The 18,264-nt window shown below is 36.7% G+C and carries 16 protein-coding genes; 7 read left to right on the forward strand and 9 right to left on the reverse strand.

Annotation, left to right across the window (positions count from 1 at the left end; genetic code table 11):
• Nucleotides 1-326 precede the first annotated feature (326 nt).
• Nucleotides 327-1,688, forward strand: a complete 1,362-nt coding sequence (locus GMB29_RS24190) for an N-acetylmuramoyl-L-alanine amidase (RefSeq protein WP_136352385.1) — start codon at nt 327-329, stop codon at nt 1,686-1,688.
• A 113-nt stretch (nt 1,689-1,801) separates the two neighbouring features.
• A complete protein-coding gene (locus GMB29_RS24195) occupies nt 1,802-3,103 on the forward strand; it encodes a S8 family peptidase (RefSeq protein WP_136352384.1) in 1,302 nt (433 codons plus the stop codon).
• Between the two features lie 664 nt (nt 3,104-3,767).
• On the opposite strand, the gene GMB29_RS24200 is transcribed toward GMB29_RS24195, so the two are convergent.
• The gene (locus tag GMB29_RS24200) at nt 3,768-4,322 is read right to left on the reverse strand and encodes a DUF3231 family protein (protein ID WP_136352383.1); all 555 of its coding nucleotides are present in this window, start codon (nt 4,320-4,322) and stop codon (nt 3,768-3,770) included.
• Between the two features lie 252 nt (nt 4,323-4,574).
• Nucleotides 4,575-5,255: a hypothetical protein gene (locus GMB29_RS24205; RefSeq protein WP_136352382.1), complete on the reverse strand. Its 681-nt coding sequence runs from the start codon at nt 5,253-5,255 to the stop codon at nt 4,575-4,577.
• Between the two features lie 233 nt (nt 5,256-5,488).
• Here GMB29_RS24205 and GMB29_RS24210 point away from each other — a divergent pair, with 233 nt between their 5' ends.
• Nucleotides 5,489-5,839 carry a DoxX family protein gene (locus GMB29_RS24210; protein WP_136352381.1) on the forward strand — a complete coding sequence of 117 codons (351 nt, stop codon included), beginning with the start codon at nt 5,489-5,491 and terminating at the stop codon, nt 5,837-5,839.
• Nucleotides 5,840-6,338: 499 nt separating this feature from the next.
• Here the strand turns inward: GMB29_RS24210 and GMB29_RS24215 are convergent, their stop codons facing one another.
• The 6 genes from GMB29_RS24215 to GMB29_RS24240 all read right to left on the reverse strand — a co-directional run bounded on the left by GMB29_RS24215 (nt 6,339) and on the right by GMB29_RS24240 (nt 12,993).
• Nucleotides 6,339-6,662 carry a hypothetical protein gene (locus GMB29_RS24215; protein WP_227551423.1) on the reverse strand — a complete coding sequence of 108 codons (324 nt, stop codon included), beginning with the start codon at nt 6,660-6,662 and terminating at the stop codon, nt 6,339-6,341.
• A 13-nt stretch (nt 6,663-6,675) separates the two neighbouring features.
• Nucleotides 6,676-7,500 carry a carbohydrate ABC transporter permease gene (locus GMB29_RS24220; protein WP_136352380.1) on the reverse strand — a complete coding sequence of 275 codons (825 nt, stop codon included), beginning with the start codon at nt 7,498-7,500 and terminating at the stop codon, nt 6,676-6,678.
• A 12-nt stretch (nt 7,501-7,512) separates the two neighbouring features.
• Nucleotides 7,513-8,412 carry a carbohydrate ABC transporter permease gene (locus tag GMB29_RS24225; protein ID WP_136352379.1) on the reverse strand — a complete coding sequence of 300 codons (900 nt, stop codon included), beginning with the start codon at nt 8,410-8,412 and terminating at the stop codon, nt 7,513-7,515.
• Between the two features lie 91 nt (nt 8,413-8,503).
• Nucleotides 8,504-9,745, reverse strand: a complete 1,242-nt coding sequence (locus GMB29_RS24230) for an ABC transporter substrate-binding protein (RefSeq protein ID WP_136352378.1) — start codon at nt 9,743-9,745, stop codon at nt 8,504-8,506.
• Between the two features lie 20 nt (nt 9,746-9,765).
• Nucleotides 9,766-11,862, reverse strand: coding sequence for an amylo-alpha-1,6-glucosidase (locus tag GMB29_RS24235; RefSeq protein WP_136352377.1), 2,097 nt, complete (start codon nt 11,860-11,862; stop codon nt 9,766-9,768).
• Between the two features lie 114 nt (nt 11,863-11,976).
• Complete coding sequence (locus GMB29_RS24240; RefSeq protein ID WP_136352376.1) at nt 11,977-12,993, reverse strand: LacI family DNA-binding transcriptional regulator; 1,017 nt, start codon at nt 12,991-12,993, stop codon at nt 11,977-11,979.
• Nucleotides 12,994-13,524: 531 nt separating this feature from the next.
• Here GMB29_RS24240 and GMB29_RS24245 point away from each other — a divergent pair.
• The 4 genes from GMB29_RS24245 to GMB29_RS24260 are packed head-to-tail and all read left to right on the forward strand — an operon-like array spanning nt 13,525 to nt 16,980.
• On the forward strand, nt 13,525-14,193 hold the full coding sequence (locus tag GMB29_RS24245; protein WP_136352375.1) for a GntR family transcriptional regulator: 669 nt from the start codon (nt 13,525-13,527) through the stop codon (nt 14,191-14,193).
• Nucleotides 14,177-14,848: a DUF2848 family protein gene (locus GMB29_RS24250; protein ID WP_136352374.1), complete on the forward strand. Its 672-nt coding sequence runs from the start codon at nt 14,177-14,179 to the stop codon at nt 14,846-14,848. Before GMB29_RS24245 ends, GMB29_RS24250 begins: the two co-directional genes overlap by 17 nt.
• Before the next feature lie 27 nt (nt 14,849-14,875).
• The gene (locus tag GMB29_RS24255) at nt 14,876-16,186 is read left to right on the forward strand and encodes an MFS transporter (protein ID WP_136352445.1); all 1,311 of its coding nucleotides are present in this window, start codon (nt 14,876-14,878) and stop codon (nt 16,184-16,186) included.
• A gap of 5 nt (nt 16,187-16,191) precedes the next feature.
• Entirely contained in the window at nt 16,192-16,980 is a 789-nt protein-coding gene (locus GMB29_RS24260; protein ID WP_136352373.1) for a carbon-nitrogen family hydrolase, read from the forward strand.
• Between the two features lie 417 nt (nt 16,981-17,397).
• On the opposite strand, the gene xerA is transcribed toward GMB29_RS24260, so the two are convergent.
• Complete coding sequence (gene xerA / locus GMB29_RS24265) at nt 17,398-18,240, reverse strand: site-specific tyrosine recombinase/integron integrase (RefSeq protein WP_136352372.1); 843 nt, start codon at nt 18,238-18,240, stop codon at nt 17,398-17,400.
• Nucleotides 18,241-18,264 lie beyond the last annotated feature (24 nt).

Consider the following 18,264-nt stretch of genomic DNA (forward strand, 5'->3'; position numbering starts at 1 on the left):
TAATGAAATATTTTTGTAATAACTGAATTTCATGATGACATTGGAAGGTAGAGAAGGTATAAACTATGTCTGGATAATCTACTATGTTATTAACTGTTTATTGATTAATGCGATTTAACCGAACATTTGTTCTTATCTTATCATAAGGTGGCAGATCCTGACAACTGCAAAATGATATTGTTGGGATACACCCTGTATGAATGATAGGTTCCTTCGAAAAGATAAATCCTAAATTCCTAAAATATTGCACTTGTCCAATCCAAATTTGAATTTTTCTCATATATATATTACGTAAGATAAATTTAATAGAAGAAAGGAAGGTATTGATGAAGCTTTATTTAGATCCAGGTCATGGCGGCTCTGACCCAGGTGCCGGGGGCCATGGACTGAAGGAAAAAGATATTGCTTTAGATATTGCACTTAAAATACGTTCAATCTTAACTACTCAATATGAAAATATTCAAGTGAAGATGAGCCGTACAGGCGATACAACCAAGAGCTTAAGCGAGCGGATAAATGAGGCGAACGCTTGGGGAGCCGATTTTTATTTGTCGATTCACTGCAATGCTTTCAATGGTTCTGCAAGGGGCTACGAAGATTATATTCACACAGGCTTATCCGACTCTTCTACGACAGCAACATATCAAAATATCATCCATGCGGAAGTAATAAAATTAAATCAACTACAAGACCGCGGCAAAAAAAAGGCCAATTTCTATGTTCTGCGTGAAACCGCGATGCATGCCCTTTTATCAGAAAATGGCTTTATTGATAATGCGCAAGATGCAGCACTGATGAAACAATCATCATGGCGCCAAAAAGTGGCACAAGGTCATGCAAATGGAATAGCAAAAGCATTTAATCTTAAACGCAAGCAACAACAGGATGATCCCGATACAGGTACGGAATATAAAGTTATAGCCGGGTCGTTCAAGTCAAGAGATAATGCGGACGAGCGTGTCACATTTCTTCGGTCCAAGGGAATTGAATCCTTTGTGGATACCGTATCCATCTCAGGTGTCACCTGGTACAGGGTTCAGGCAGGGGCTTTTTCAAGCCTGGATAATGCAGAAAAACGTTTAGAAGAAGTCAAAATGACGGGGATCCGTGATGCATTTATTATTGCTGAAGACTCGAGAGGTACCGAAGATGTCGAAATACCATCCGGATATTCCATATTAGGCCAAACTTTTCTTTCTCCGGAACATATGAATCTATTTGTTAAAAATATCAATCCAGATGCGCTAGAGTTAGGGATTTATTATTCAACGTTCGGAGAATATTATGGAATCAGAGGTGACATTGCCTTTGCACAAGCCATGCATGAAACAGACTATCTCCGATTCACTGGGGTTGTGCATCCTAAACAGAACAACTTTTGTGGATTAGGTGCAACAGGTCCGGATAACCCTGGCGCAAGCTTTGAAACACCAAAGGAAGGTGTGCTTGCCCATTTGCAACATTTATATGCCTATGCATCTATTAAACCATTACCTGATGAATATCCACTCGTTGATCCTCGTTTTGATCTTGTAGCAAGAGGCTCTGCTCCATCATGGGTTGGTTTAAACGGAAAATGGGCTGTGCCAAGCACTACTTATGGTCAATCCATTTTGGGCCTGTATGAAAAAATGATTATAAATGCAAGGGAAAATCTAGAGAACGTCCTAAAAGAGGTAAAAGGCTAATCTATTTCTAGTTTTTTGCCTTTTTTGTATTTTTTGAACGTTTTAATCATTCCTCTATTAAAAATTTACGTAGGATATCTTATACAAAAATTTTAAGAGAGGAATGAATGTTCATGTTTGGTTTTTCCGTGGTTCAGCTGGTTCGGAGAAATGGGCATAAACTTGATAAAAACATACGTCAAGAATTACTGAAAGTCTATTCCCCATTTCGCAACATTCCGTGTTTTTTGCATCGACCCATAGAGTATGTAAGTAAGAAGGCAAAGAAGTTACCATTAATTATTGAGTTTGAGGCAGATTGTTTTGAGCTGGGCATAAATGATGTTAAAAATACAAATACCAGCACACTGAATCAGTATCCTTCCATTTCCTGTTGCTCTACTAAATTATCTATCGAAAAAATAGAACATTTACTAGATAATTGCAGTCACATTAAAAAAATCTATTATGATCGAAAAGTGACAGCCCTGCTTGATATAGCCACCCCATCCATTCACTCCGACAAATTACAGCAAAGCGGCTTAACAGGAAAAGGTGTAACTATAGCCGTTATTGATACAGGCATCTATCCACACGAAGATTTACAAGGACGGATCAAAGGATTTAAAGATTTTATTAATAATCGAACGGCTCCATATGATGATAATGGCCATGGTACACACTGTGCAGGAGATGCAGCAGGAAACGGAAGATTATCCGGGGGAAAATATAAAGGACCTGCACCTGAGGCGAATATAGTCGGAGTAAAGGTTCTTGATAAAATGGGATCTGGTTCACTTTCTACTGTTATTTCCGGGGTGGAATGGTGTATCCAAAATCAAGCACAATTAAATATCGATATTCTTTCATTATCACTTGGCAGTGATGCACAACAGTCCGCTGAAGATGACCCTGTCGTAAGGGCTGTGGAAAAAGCGTGGGATAATGGAATGGTTGTGTGTGTAGCCGCAGGAAACTCAGGTCCTCAACCATCCACGATTGCCAGCCCCGGGATAAGTCCAAAAGTGATTACCGTAGGTGCTGCCAACGATCGCAATACGGTTGACCGTACCAATGATATAGTAGCCGACTTTTCAAGCCGCGGTCCAACAATTGATGGTCTGATAAAACCTGATCTCGTGACACCTGGGGTCAATATTATTTCTTTACGTTCACCGAGATCTTTTCTAGATAAAACAAATGCATCAGCACGTGTCGATTCAAACTATTTTTCCTTATCAGGAACCTCAATGGCCACCCCAATCTGTGCAGGCGTAGTCGCTCAAATGCTACAAATGAATCCAAACCAGTCTCCCGACGACATCAAACTACAGCTGATTAACGCATGTGAAGATATTGAACAAGACCCTAATGCGCAAGGGAATGGTTATGTAAACGCTGAAAAATTATTAACTATGAATGTAAGGCAACATTAGTGTTTGGTACCAGAAAATAATTGCAAAAAAACAAGATAAAAAAAACTACAGCAGCATGGCACTGCCTTGTAATTTATGCACGATTTTCAAATGCAATCTAAAAAAACGATATCCCCATCTATAAAACGAAAAGACCACTGGCAAATAAACTTTTAAACCCTTTTTCTTTCTTCTCTTTAAAAAAGGGTTCTCTCCCTCTAGCAAACTTATTCTTTTTCTTGTCTGCTGTCATCATCCAATACATGCTCTCTATTAAAAGGAATTGGGATACCTACTTTACCTAAGTCATACCGTTTTTAATTGTTCAAGATTTTATGTCGATTGCAATAAAATTGAATTTTGAATAAAAATAAACAGGAGTTGACTATTATGAGTTAAACTCCTGTTTCTATATCTTCCTGTATTTAGTAATAAAAAATATAGTTTATGGCAGTAAGTAGTTGTAAACTCAGCAGCAATGTTTAAGTCTATCTGTCCATTTTCCAATTTCATAAATCTGTCTTTTGCTTTGAGGAAATAACCTGACCATATTGACTATGTAATAATAAAGATTTTTTTGAACCATGGGTAATAGATCAAGTATTGATTGGCATATTAATTCTCCTGCAAGAATTATTTAGAGGATACTTGTGTTAGTGCCTATATGTTACTTTCTACGCTACCCTTAACTTAATGGTTTTTGGGAACCAGGTGGAACGTAAAACGGTGGTACTTTAATCCATCCGCGTTTACGCATTAAATGTTTTAACCTAGTCGCGAAAGCTAATTTTTCTGCTTGAAACTGAATAAACAATAAACCGACATCTGTTCGAATTGATTCGGTAGCAGCACTAGCCGCACGCATGATCAAACTAATGATTTTTAAAGATAATTCATTTGCAATCACATCATCCGTTAATTTAACACCAAGAGGAACACTGTTAGGGTCTGATAGTGGCATCTCTTCAGGGGCAGGAGGTAACGTAATTCCTTCCTTAATCATGAAATCATGGAGTCGTTTCCTTTGACTGTTCCCTAGTTTCATATCTTCTTCAAGTATCGCTTTTAGTTCATCATCCGTCGTAGTATTTATACCTGCTTGAACTGATACTTTGGCTATTTCAAGGCCTGCTAAGTAAATCCAGCAAGCCATCACTTCTCCGACATGAAGAGGTTGGTCTTCGTCTTGAACTGTAAATGATTTCATGGCATCCATAACTGTTTCCAATATATTTTCCATGTGAATCCCTCCTGATCTAGTAGTAATCTATACATAGTGTTTGTATGGAAAGATTTTTTATTCAGGGTTACCGCCAACATTCCGGTTTATCTTAACTTCAATTTGAGAACGATCGGAATATCATGTATTCGATTAGATTATGATGTAACGAATTAGCTCGGACATTCGTTCGTGGATCGCTTAAGATAAACTATCAAAGGGGGAAATTTTATGAACTCAATTGATTTATTTGTTTTAAACTTTAATGAACCTTTAACTATTAGTATTCTTTTTATCAAGCGCTAATTTATTAATAATGAAAGATATTAATGTATCCAAAGGATTAATAATCGTTTTAGATGTTTTATACTCAAATTGCTGAGATGCTTCAACCATAGATAATTGAGCAACAGATATCACTTTATTCTTTTCTTTTAAGATTTGGTTTAAAAACTTATATATTTTTTGATTGTACTCATCTTTTAACCCTTGCATGATCAACTCAAATGAGTTTTCTATCACAATAACCTCTATATCCAAAGACTTCTGATGGATATTAGCATAATTATTAAGACGTGCCATTGTTCCTTCAACAGTCGCTGGATTTGAGAATAGAACTGTTTGAGGTTCCTTTATATTGCATATGTAATCAAAGTAGGGTTCATCAATCTTTATAATAGGCACTGTTAATGAAAGTTCATCTTCCTTTAAGAGTGCAATATAGTTCGTGCACGTTATAAGGATGGCATCAACATGACATCTTGAAATCCATTCTATTTGCTCTTTTACCTTGTCTTGTGCATCTGATGTTAAAAACTTCTCATCAGATGAAACACAATACATTAATCCTGGGTCAACAAAATGAACTAATTCTATTTCAAATGATGAAAGTGCATTTTCTATATATCCTATATTCGAATAATGTGCGTGTAAGCAGCCTAACTTCTTCCTCATTTTTTCCACCCTTAATATATTTCTGACTATTCTAACAGTTATTAACTTATAATGTCTACAAAATATAGAAAATTAGATACTATCTCAAAAAAAAAGCACATTCCTACAAAGGCGTATACATAACTTTCACTATAATGATTCTATTAATGATAGAATCATTATATAGAATATTTTTCCATACAATCATTCAATGAGAATACACCTAATAAGGTCTTTAAAAGGAGTGAGGTTAAATGATAACTGTTGTTATGCAAGTAATTTTAGCCGTTTTTATTTTAGTCGGAGGATTCATAAAACTTTTACGTATCCCGTTTCAGGTTGAACATTGGCAGCATTATCAATATCCATTATGGTTCATGTCTGTTATTGGATTTATTGAACTTATTGGAGCAATAGGAATGATTGGAGGTTTATGGAATAGAAACTTGGCTGTTGGATCAGGTGTATTGTTTGTACTTCTCATGATGGGAGCCATACATGCTCACATTTTTCGAGCACATCAATCAATTGTAATGATTATTCCTTCAATGATCTGCTTAATATTATCTATCATAGTGATTATCAAGAACTTAACGTTTGCTTAAGTTTCCCTAAAATAAGAAGCAGTATCTAAAAATAGATACTGACTTCCATTTATTTATCTTGGTTAGGTGAACATCCATCTTCTTTTCCTTTATTAAGACTTCATCCCATATTTCATAATCTCTTATAGAATGTCCTATGGGGGCTATCTTGTCACAAACAAGCTCCCGCAATTGCAAAAATATATTTTTTGAGCTCATTAAATGTGATTTTTCATATATTATCTGAAAAAAATACAAAAAATATTATTCAATTAAAGCGCCCTTATGTAGAAGACTCGATTTCAAGATAATCTTAAAAGACATTAATAACGATCTTTACCTTTTGCCCTTATTCTGGAATATCTACTATCGAAATTCTTTCGGATTATAACTGTTTCCACAGTTCGACTTAAAAAAAGAGGCTACCAGAAGTTAGTTATCATTGACTTTCTGGACAATCCCCTCTGCTAATATTAATTTTCAATATCTCGTTTATTAAAGCCAATAAATCCCACTACTGTCAGCACGACCACAAGCAAGTTAATAGGATTAGTGGCATGAATGAAAATTCTTCAATCGGTGTTTGACGCACGTGGCCAAGAGGAGAAATGTTGCCATTCCAATCTGAGAATTGGAATAACCCTCCTAAATACAACACGATATAAGAATAAAAAACATAAAGCCAAATAAAGCTCGTTAGCTTTGGTAAAGCTGGATTATAGGATAGAGCTGCGCCAAAGATCCTTTCAAAGGATAATCCACCTTCAACCACTGCAGTTCCCGCCGACCATAGTCCAAGCGTTGCAAGCGAAATCATGATAAAAGCATTGACAATCGATTTCATGTACTAGAATCCATCATTTTTCCCCTGTAAACGTAACCCCTTTTACAAAGTATCGGTTAAAGAAAGCATATAAAATCAAGACTGGCATTGTAAAAACCATGGATGCAGCCATGATATAGTTCCAGTAACTTATGAATTGCCCTTTAAACGTATTCAAACCTAATGGAAGCGTAAACATTTCTACATCTGACATCACAATAAGTGGCCTCATAAAGTCATTCCAGAATCCCATAAACACAAAGATTGCTTGTGCCGCTAAAGCTGGTTTTGCTAACGGTAAAACAATGCGGAAGAACGTTCCAAGTTTCGTTAATCCGTCGAGTGATGCAGCTTCTTCCAGCTCTTTCGGAAAATTGAGGAAAAATTGGCGCATCATGAAAATAAATGTAGCATTAATCATCGATGGAACAATTATTCCCTGGTATGTGTTCAACCATCCAAGACTCTTTAAAATCAAGAAATTCGGTATCATAGTTACTTGTGCCGGAATCATGAGAACTGCTAAAATAATAATGAATAACCCTTTTTTCCCTGGAAAGCTAAGCCGTGCCAGAGCATATCCTGCCATTGAGTTAAAAAGAAGATTTAGGATGGTTCCTACAATGGCAATAAATAAACTATTAAACAACCATCTCGGAAAATGCTCTTGCTGTATAAAAATTTGCTTATAGTTATCAAGTGTAAAGTCCTTAGGCCAAAAATCAATCGTTCCTTTTACAATTTCTTCTAATGATTTAAAAGAAGATGAAACGGCCCACAAAAATGGAATGAGTGTGATAATCGCATACAATATAAGGATCGTATATAAAATGACTTTTCCAACTCCATATTTTCTCATGTTGTTTACCTCCTAGTATAGGTTTTCTTCCTTCGAAAACTTTCGCTGCAGCAGAGTAGCCAAAAGAATGACAAGCGCTAAACCTAATGCCATAGCTGCGGCATATCCCATCGTTCCTAAGTTTTTAAAGGCGTATTGATAAACTAAAAGAACAACAGTTAATGTGGAGTTGTTGGGACCGCCCGAACCCTTAGAGAAAATGTAAGATTGATCAAATAACTGGAATGTTCCAATGAGTCCCATAATTACAACAAATGATGTAACAGGTTTCAACTGTGGAACAGTAACATACCAAAACTTTTGCCAAAAATTCGCCCCATCGATTTTCGCCGCTTCGTAAACGGTGTCCGGAATATCCTGCAAAGCAGCCAAGTAAATGGTCATAAAGAAAGGAGCCGTCGACCAAATATTCATAATCATTATCGCAGGCAAGGCTACATCCGGATCTCCAATCCAGTTATACCCCGGTAGGCCGATCATCCCCAACAGCTTATTGATTAAACCGTTTTGATTATACATCCACATAAAAATTAGCGTTAATACGGCAGAAGACGTTAAAGTAGGTAAAAAGTAAACAATGCGGAAGAACTTTTCTCCCTTTAACCCTGCATTTAAAGTGGCTGCTAAGACCAAAGCCAAAAGAGTTTGAGCAGGAACTACAATGACTACGTACTTAATGGTATTCCAAAGTGCAATCTTGGCCCGTTCGTCCTCCATCAGTTTCACAAAATTGTCTATCCCCCGGAAATCATAAGATGAACCTCCCAACAGTTCTACCTTATGAAAAGATAAGAAAATGGCATAGAGAATGGGGGCAATGATAAAAACTGCCAACACAAAGATAGCAGGCAGCATAAACGTGTAGCCTTGTCCAATCTCATAGAGGGTATATTTTTTTCTCGTTTTTTTCATATCTATCAGCTCCATTGTCCTGTGTTGTACAGTGAACTAGAAAAGTGAATGGTGTAAAGAGAGCACCCAAGAGCTCTCTCACTACATATTCTCATTCATTAATTCGAATTTCCTTATTTGCTTGTTTTTGAGCTTTTTCCAGTGCCTCTCTTAATGGTTGATCTCCTAAAAAAGCGCTTAAAAATTGATTGTTAAAGTTTGTAAAAGCGATAGGCAAGTAAGGGCCATCCTGCCATACGGTTGCATAGGAAGCTCCCGATACTAACGGTCCGCGTAGTGAATCGTCTGCAAATCCCAGTTCCTCGGCCACTGATTTTCGGGTCGGTAAAGCATACCCTTTGCTCGTCCATGTTTTCATGCCTTCTTTTCCCGTTAAATACTTAATCAACTTCCATGCCGCCTCTTTATGCTTCGATTCTTTATTCATCACATATGCAACCGTAAAAGCCATTGTATTGTTCTTTCCTTCAATTGCTGGCACTTCTGCCGTCCCATAGGAAACGTTTGGGAATGTATCACTTAAATATGGAATGGTCCAGTTTCCTTCTAAAACCAGGGCTGCCTTTCCCTGTCCGAACATTTCGATTCCCGAGTCTGCCCCAGCTTCATTTGGCTGTGCGGCAGATTTATCTTTCAACCGCATATCAATGATGGATTGCAGACCTTCTTCTACTTCTTTGCTGGCAAAGCTTGCTTTATTGTCAGTCATGACTTGTCCGCCTTTTGACTCTGACAAGAAGTATAGCCTCGCCAATTCAGGTGTGATTCCCAAACCATACACGCTGTCTTTCGTCAGCTTTTTCGCTGCTTCTTGCAGCTCATCCCACGTTTTCGGTACTTCTACTCCAGCTTTCTCTAGCATTTTTTTGTTATAGAAAAGAGCAAGTGTCGAATAGTCTTTTGGAAACCCATATGTTTTTCCGTTGTGTTGAAAAGCTTGCAGCATCGGTTTTTCAAAATCGTTCACGTCAAAATCCTTTGTCACGTATTTGTCCAGTGGTTCCAGCACTCCCGATTCAATTAAACCCGGAGCTTCAAATGCATCCAGATAAAAAACATCGGGTCCCGTCCCACCGATTAAACGTGTTTTCAAAACGTCCATATATTGATCGGCAATTACGTCGTGCTTTACTTTTATATCTGGATGTTTCTTTTCAAAATCACGAATAGTCTGTTGAAGTAATTTTGCTTCAGTAGGATTTCCACCCCAGCCGCTTAACACAATTTCTGTTTTTCCATCTGCTGTTTCAGAGCTCTCCACTGGGTTGCATCCTGTAAGGAGGGACCCGGAAAGCAAAGTGACAACTACAATCGATTTAAACCACTTTTTCATCGTGACTCCCCCAGTTGGCATTATCGCATAACAATCTCATAGCCAGTTGTATTCTCCATAATGTCCATTGCAACTTCGTCGTTTTCTCTCCTGACAGTTAGGGATAGCTGACCGTTTCCAACTACGATCCCTTCTAAAGATAGCTCATTCATGGATGGCAGTAGCTGCGGACTAAGGTGAATTTGCTTTTTCGTACTGTCCGGGAACATTCCTAGGATCGATTGAATAAATAATAATGGCGTTCCCGCTGCCCAGGCTTGAGGTGAGCACGCTACCGGATATAAAACCGGCTTTCCACGTTCTTTGGAATACCCGCAAAACAGCTCCGGGAGACGATCATATTCAAAATGTGAAGAAGTATCGATCAAGCCTTGAATTACATTATTTGCCTCTTCTTGTTTTCCTATTTTGCTTAATCCAAGTATAATTAAGCTGTTATCATGAGGCCAAATGCTTCCATCATGATAGCTCATTGGATTGTATCCTGCTTCCTCCTCTCCCATCGTGCGAATCCCGTATCCGGAAAACATCTTAGAAGAAAGAAGTATCTTAGAAACTGCCTCCACTCGCTCAGAAGACAGCATACCTGACATCAAGAGATGGCCTGGATTGGATGTGATTGTTCCCACTTGCTGCTTGTTTCCATCCAGGGCAATCGCATAGAAAGACACATCGTCCATCCAAAATGCTTCATCGAACTTAACTTGCAACGCATTTGCTTCACTGCGGAGAGTTTCTGCCTCCTCGGTACGGCCAATTGCTTCGTAAATATCTGCCAAACCAGTCTTTGCTTGATACACGTATCCTTGCACTTCTGAGAGTGCAATCGGTGTTTGGGCATAGTAACCGTTGCGGTGGACAATAGAATCACCAGAATCTTTCCATCCCTGGTTTGCAATACCTTTACTTGACTCTTGGTGATATTCAACAAATAGATCACCATCACGGTCACCATATTGGTCAATCCAAGTTAGAGCTGCTTCTATATTTCCTTCAAGTTTTTTTACAAGCTCAAAATCCCCTGTCCATTTTACATATTCAGTTAATAAAATTAAGAATAACGGGGTTGCATCAATGGTTCCATAATAAGGTGTAAATGGAATTTGATTCGTATTCGCTAACTCCCCAAAACGAATTTCATGCATAATTTTACCTGGCTGTTCATCTCTCCATGGATCAACACTTTGTCCCTGGGTGTTTGCCATTGTTAAGAGCGTTCCCTTTGCAATCTCCGGGTTAAACGCTAACATTTGAAGGGCAGCAATTAAACTATCGCGGCCAAACGGTACACCAAACCAAGGCAGGCCGGCAACAGGGAATTGACCGTATCCTAAGTCTGTTAACAATACTTTTAAATCCGCAATACCACGGTCTATGAGGCGTTGTAATGGTTGATAATCCGTTGTCACTTTTACTATTTTTTCTTCCCATTGCTCATATGAGTGCTTTAATTGCTCCATTGCTTCTTGAACGCTTCGTAATGTTTTTTCTTGTTTTTCACCAATTAGAGGTTGAATCATGAGCGTGACTGTATCTTCCTCACCGTGACCCAGCGTAAAATTAAATTGAATGCTTCCTTCTTCATTTACCTTTTCTGCTGGTCTATCCCATTGTACTTTTGTAGCGCGGTAAATATCGTCTGCTCCTGCGTAATGGTAAGTGAGCGTATTATCTTCAGCTGTTTGACCTTGACGCTGGCCAACTTTTCCCGTTTGGAATCCTCGAACAATGAACATATCCGCAAAATCAACGTCCATATGTACGCTAACATTAAAAGAAATGGATTTTGGATAGTAGTTTTTCACCTTGATTGTTTCATAAAGAATATCATCGCAAATAAAGCGAAGACGCTCAATCTCTACTGATTCTCTCCATAAAATTAACTCTCCGTCTTTTTCCATATGCGGATTTGTTAGTAAAATTTTAGCCATGTAGTTTTCTGTTGCATCTGAAGAAAGCAGGATTGGTTCTTCCCCATTAATTCGTAAATCTAATTTACTTAGGAATCTTGTATCTTTCGTATAAAGTCCTAAACCGTAGGGGTGGTTTTCTGGTATATTTCCTTTCGTGTCAGTTAGTAAAAATAAATCATTTTCTTTAATTACTCGATAATCCATAATAGTCTCCTCTCATTTTCTATCCAAAACGTTTCGGTTTTTAGGTTAATAAATAAAGGAGCATGACTCCTTTTACCAAAACGTTTCGGATTTAGGGTTATTTAAAAACCACAATTAAGTGTGGTTTTTGATCGTTGATTCACGAACAATGAGTCTCGTTTCTAATAATTTTCTGTGAGACTTTGCCTTGTCTTCTAATATCTCGATAAGCATTTTGCCTGCCTCAAATCCCATTTCGTAAAAATTCTGTGCAATAGTGGTTAACGAAGGTGTCATATAGGACGATAGCAAAATATCATCATACCCAATAATAGAAATTTGATTTGGTATACATAACCCAAGCCTTTTTACAGCTTTCATTGCACCAATGGCCATTAAATCACTCGCACAATAAATCGCCGTAATATCTGGATGCGTTTTCAACAACTGATACACTTGGTGTTCAGCTTGTTCCTCTTCAAAAGCACCATTTATCACCCACTCAGTTCGGGAAGGAATATTCGCCTCTTGAAGCGCTTGTTCATATCCTTCTAACCTCTTTTGACTCACAAATGCGAATTCATGTCCATTGACCATCGCGATATTGCGGTGACCGAGTTCCAATAAGTGATTGACGGCTTTTTTAGCTCCTAGCACATTGTCTGTCGTTACATACCCGACTGTTTCACTTTCAATCGGAATATCAACCAATACACAAGGAATATCACTATCGACAACCTCTTGTAAATATGGATCATCCGTTTTAATCCCTTGGATAATCGCACCATCTACCCGTCTTTCTCGACATAACTGAGAATATGTTTTTTCACGCTGCTTTGTCGAATTCGTACTAAATAACACTAAGTCATAGCCTGTTTCCGCAGAAAATTGATTAAGTCCGCGTAACACCTCAAATAAAAGATTGTCTTTTCCACTCTGCTTTGTCATCCCTGAAACGAGTAATCCAATTGTTTTAGATTTTTTCATTACTAGACTTCTTGCCAATGTATTAGGACTATAATTTAGTTGTTTAGAAACCGCAATAATCTTTTCTCTCGTCTTTTCATTAACATCCGAGTAACCGTTTAGGGCTCTTGAAACGGTTGTTACTGAAACACCAGCAGCTTTGGCAATATCCTTTATTGTTGTCACTTTTATTTCCTCCAAAACGTTTCGGATAACAATTTATATTATATCCCCTAACAAAAACGTTGTCAATTCTTTTAGAACTAACAACGCTAAGGAAATTCAATATAAAAACCCAACTTCTCAATTTTAATACTGAGAAATTGGACTTTTTCCGTTACTCCATAAACTGGCCCTATAATGAAAATAAGCGCTGATCCTTGTTCAAGGAAAGCGCCCGATTCCGGAAAAAGAACGTATATATTTTCCTTACTATTTTCAAGAAATAAAAAGCATTACTAAATCCAAAAAAATTAAATCTACAATTGGCTTACTTTTACATCTTAGTTCTTAATCATAAGAATTGAAAAAATTTTTATCATTTTTCAGGAACGTTAGCATGCAACAAGCACTCCATTAAACCCTACCTGATGAGTGAAACTTGGACTATATTGTAGCTACTTTTCAAATGTAAATCATTAAAAATCTGTTTTTTTGAATTGACTGAATTTTCAAGATGTAATAGAATGAGGTATACCACATACCAGGAGGTGAACAATGAAAAAAATAGAAACAGGTATGGCGTTAAGAGATATAGCTTTTGAGGCAATTAAGAAATCAATTTTGAATTATGAACTATTACCGGGTCAAACAATATATGAAAGAGACCTAAGTGAAAAGTTAGGGATAAGTAGAACTCCTGTAAGAGAATCTCTGGCGTTGTTAGAAAGGGAAAAATGGATAATTTCAAAGCCACGGGTTGGTACGTTTATTAATGAAATTACAGAAGAACATGTAATTGAAGTAATGGAAATACGAATGATGTTTGACCGTTTCTCACTAGAAAAAATTTGTGGCAATATTACGTTAGAACAAATAAAAGTATTAGAAGGTTACATTGAGGAACAAGAAAAAAATAAAACAGATCATCAAAGATTTATTGAATTAGATAAGGAGTTCCATTCCAAAATTGTATTTTTAACTAAAAATGAGCGATTAGAAAAATGGTTTGAGGAAATCGGTGATCAGATAAGATGGTTTGGGTTAAAAGCAATAACTGAGAAGTCGCGTATTGAGGAAACAATTTCTGAACATAAAGAAATTGTACAAGGTTTAAAATCACAAGATATAAATCAACTTTTGATAGCATCGAATAACCATGTGGAAAATACCAAAAATGAAATTATTAATCAATTGAGGAGGAATTCAAATGAGGAAAGTAATTAATTTACATCTTCCTAATGGAGAGGTTAAAAAACATGAAATTGAGATTAATAAAGTAATTGTTGTTGGGTATGGGGGAAGAAATACAGAAAAAATCCAAGAACACATAGATGAATTAAAAGAATTAGGAATTGCACCTCCACCTAATGTACCCATGATATATCCACAAAAAGTAGAACAACTGAATTTTTCTAATGAATGTCATGGAAGCAAATTTTCCTCCGGGGAAACAGAATATGTGTTATTCCATGACGGAAAAGAATGGTTGGTTACCCTTGGCAGCGATCATACTGATCGAGAAGTAGAAAAAGAGGATATTTTAAAGTCTAAATTAGTATGTGATAAACCCCTTGCAACTGATTTTTGGAAATTAGCAGATTTAAGAGAAGACTGGGATAATATTATTTTACGTTCTTATGTTACTTCAAATGGGGAAAAATGTTTATATCAAGAAGACACTTTAGAAGCACTTTTAGAGGTTGATATTTTATTAGAAAAGCTGGACAAATTAGGGGAAAATGATTTAGAACATACTGTTATTTTTTCAGGTACTGTACCTACAAAAAATGGATTTATTTTTGGTGATAAATTTGAATATGAAATTGAACACCCGAAGTTAAACAGAAAAATTAAACATCATTATTCCATTGTCAATTAAGGGGGGATTTTTTTGAAAAATAATTCAATGGCCCAACGTAATTTGTACACTTCAGATACTTCTTCAGCGCCCAAAAAGAAACCGACAAAAGTTAGATGGGGACTAGCTTTCTTTTTCTTCATCATTGGTGTAATCGCTTACATGGATAGATCGAATATTTCAATAATAGCAAAACCAATGATGGATGATTTAGGCTTAGATAAAGTTCAGTTTGGGATGCTTGCATCATTATTCTCATTAGGTTACGCGTTAATGCAAATTCCAGCAGGACTTTTGGCAGAAAAGTTTGGTCCAAGAAAAATGATCACTTTTGCTCTAGTATGGTGGTCAGTATTTACGGGTTTGACTGGTTTAGTTAAATCTCACGGTCTGTTGTATGCGGTGAGATTCTTATTTGGAATAGGTGAAGGACCGATGTTTCCAGCTAACGCCGTATTTAATACAAATTGGTTTAGAAGAGATGAAAAGGCTAGAGCGTCTAGTGCTTTATTGGCAGGTTCCTATTTTGGACCAGTTATAGCCCCTATCGTTACGGTTTATATCTATCAATATTTTGGCTGGCAAGCTGTATTTTATATTTTTGGATTGATAGGAATAATCATTGCGGGTGTATGGTGGGTTATCGCTAGAGACTATCCTGAAATTCACAAATTAGTGAATGAACAAGAAAAAGAATATATACTAGAAGGCAGAGAAATTGTTAATACCGCTAAAGCTAGAGCACCATGGAATACATTTTTGAAAAGCTATAGATTTTGGGCGTTAGGCTTGCAATATTTTGTTGTTTTATATATCATTACGTTCTTTTTAGTTTGGTTACCCACATACCTACTGGAAGATAGAGGATTTTCATTAAGTAAAATGGGATTTGCTGCAAGCCTTCCATGGTTAGCAATATTAATAACCGTAATGACAGGTGGTATGCTTTCTGACCGTTTAGTACGTAAAGGTTTTTCAAAACAAATTTCTAGATCCTCTTTAGCTATCTCAGGTTTAATTATATTTATTATTTCAATGTACCTGGCTGTTATGACAGTATCTCCATATATGAATGTTTTATGGTTATCAATATGCTTGGGTTCACTTGGATTCACAGTAGTGTGTTCTTGGGCTTCTGCTACAGACTTAGGCAGAAATTTTTCTGGATCCGTTTCGGGTTGGATGAACTTGTGGGGAAATCTAGGAGCATTTGTATCACCGTTGTTATGTGGTTGGTTAGCAGAAAACTTTGGATGGAATATCACATTAGGAGTGACTATAATCCCTGTATTCATTGCAGCTATTTTATGGTTGTTTGTGAAACCAGATACTTCATTACTAAATACAATTGAGGAGTGACCAATGTGAATTATTTAGTATTTCAAATGGATTTGGAAGTTGGAAATCCAGAAGAGAATAGGAAAATCATTGAACGCTGGTTAGAAGCTAACTACAATGACGACTTGGATGTTGTAGTTCTTCCTGAAATGTGGTCTACGGGCTATGCACTGGAAGAATTGAAAGAAATATGCAAAGTGGATGGTAATCAATCAACTGAATTTTTACAATCACTGGCTAAGAAGTTTAATGTAAATTTGGTGGGTGGCTCGATTGTCGTATTAGAAGATAAAGATATCTTTAATCGAGCGGTTATTGTAAATCGAATGGGTGAGATTGTTCACACATATGACAAGATGCACCTTGTTCCGATGTTAGATGAGCCAAAGTTTTTAACGGGTGGTCTTAATCAAGTTGAAGTATTTGAACTTGAAGGTGTGAAGATGGGGGTTATTATTTGTTACGATCTACGATTTCCTGAAATTATTCGTGACTTAGCATTACAAGGTATTCAAGTACTGCACATCGTAGCAGAATGGCCACTCGCAAGGGAAACACATTGGAATACGTTACTTCGTGCACGTGCAATTGAGAACCAAATGTATGTTGTTGCATCAAATGTAACTGGGACAAAGTTAGGAGTAAAATTCGCAGGTTGCTCACAAATTATAGATCCTTGGGGAGACATCGTTCAGAAATTAGATCAAGAGGTTGGTGAATTAAGGGCAACTTTAGATTTAGAGAAAGTACCGCAAATAAGAAAAGAAGTTCCCATATTCGATTCCAGAGTACCGGAGAAATATAGAAAGTTATAAAGCAGGCGCTACTTCAGAGATGTCAATCTTTGAAGTAGCTTTTTAGGTTTTAACACAATTCTAATTTTTTCATAAACGGATTTTGGTTGATTTTTTTATTAATTGTTAAACTTTCAAATTCGTGTTTCTTTTTTAGAGAATTAATTTGATCATAACAATCAATTTCCTTTCGATTATATGTTTTTATTACTAGTTTACTAATTCGGAAGATATTATTCATCAAATGAAAGAAAAAATTGAATTTCCCCATTATCCTATTACAATTAGATAAAATTGTGATGGGGGTAAAAAGAAGTCGCTAGGTTGCAATCCTGGCCCTCTCGATAAGCCTTACTCCATTAAATGGCCCGATAACAAAAAGACACGCCTATTTAAATGCGTGCCTCGATTTCGATTAAAGTTTAATTTATATAGCTTTCAAAAATATTTACTATAAAAATCGTGTCTCAACTTTCCACTTAGCTGAGCATATATTTTAGTGGTCTCACTCTTCTCATGTCCCAGTAAGCTCTGGATCACTTCAAGTGGCGCACCGTTATTAATCATATGTGTAGCATAGCTGTGTCGTAATTGATGAGGATGTATACTCTTTTTTATCCCCGCGCGATTTGATATGCGTTTGATAATATATCTCAGATTATCAATACTCATACGCCTGTTTGGCCTTCTATCCGTAATAAACAAACAGGAATCCTTATCATCTCGCTCATCTAGATACCTTTTTAACCAGATGGAGCAACGGGTATTAAAGTACACTTCCCTTTCTTTATCACCTTTCCCATGTACAATGACTGAATTCGTTGAGAAATTAATATCATCACGATTTAATTTTACAACTTCCCCAATACGGCAACCAGTAGAATACATAAATTCAAATAACGCATTCTCCATCGAAGTATGACAAGCTTCCCTAAGATGTTCAATCTCTAGTTCTGAAAGGAATTTTGGAATTCTTTTGCCTAATTTTGGCTCTTTTAATTTAGCAGCAGGATTTTTAGGAATAAAGCCTTCATCATGCGTCCATTTGAAGAGTGATTTAATGCAACGAACCCTGTGTCCCAAACTAGACGGCTTTAAGTGTTCGCCCGCCTGTATTAGGTACTCTTTTAATTTTTCTGTAGTAAGTTCATCCATATCAATATCACCGAAAAATCGTAATAAGAGATTATATTGAAAACAATATGTTTTTAATGTAAGAGACGAATACCCCTCTATTTTTTTATCTAGTTGATACTTTTCCCAGGCTTCTGATAATAACATTATTCTTTCACTCTCCCATGTTAT

It is taken from the genome of Metabacillus sediminilitoris, from assembly GCF_009720625.1.
GTDB lineage: Bacteria > Bacillota > Bacilli > Bacillales > Bacillaceae > Metabacillus > Metabacillus sediminilitoris.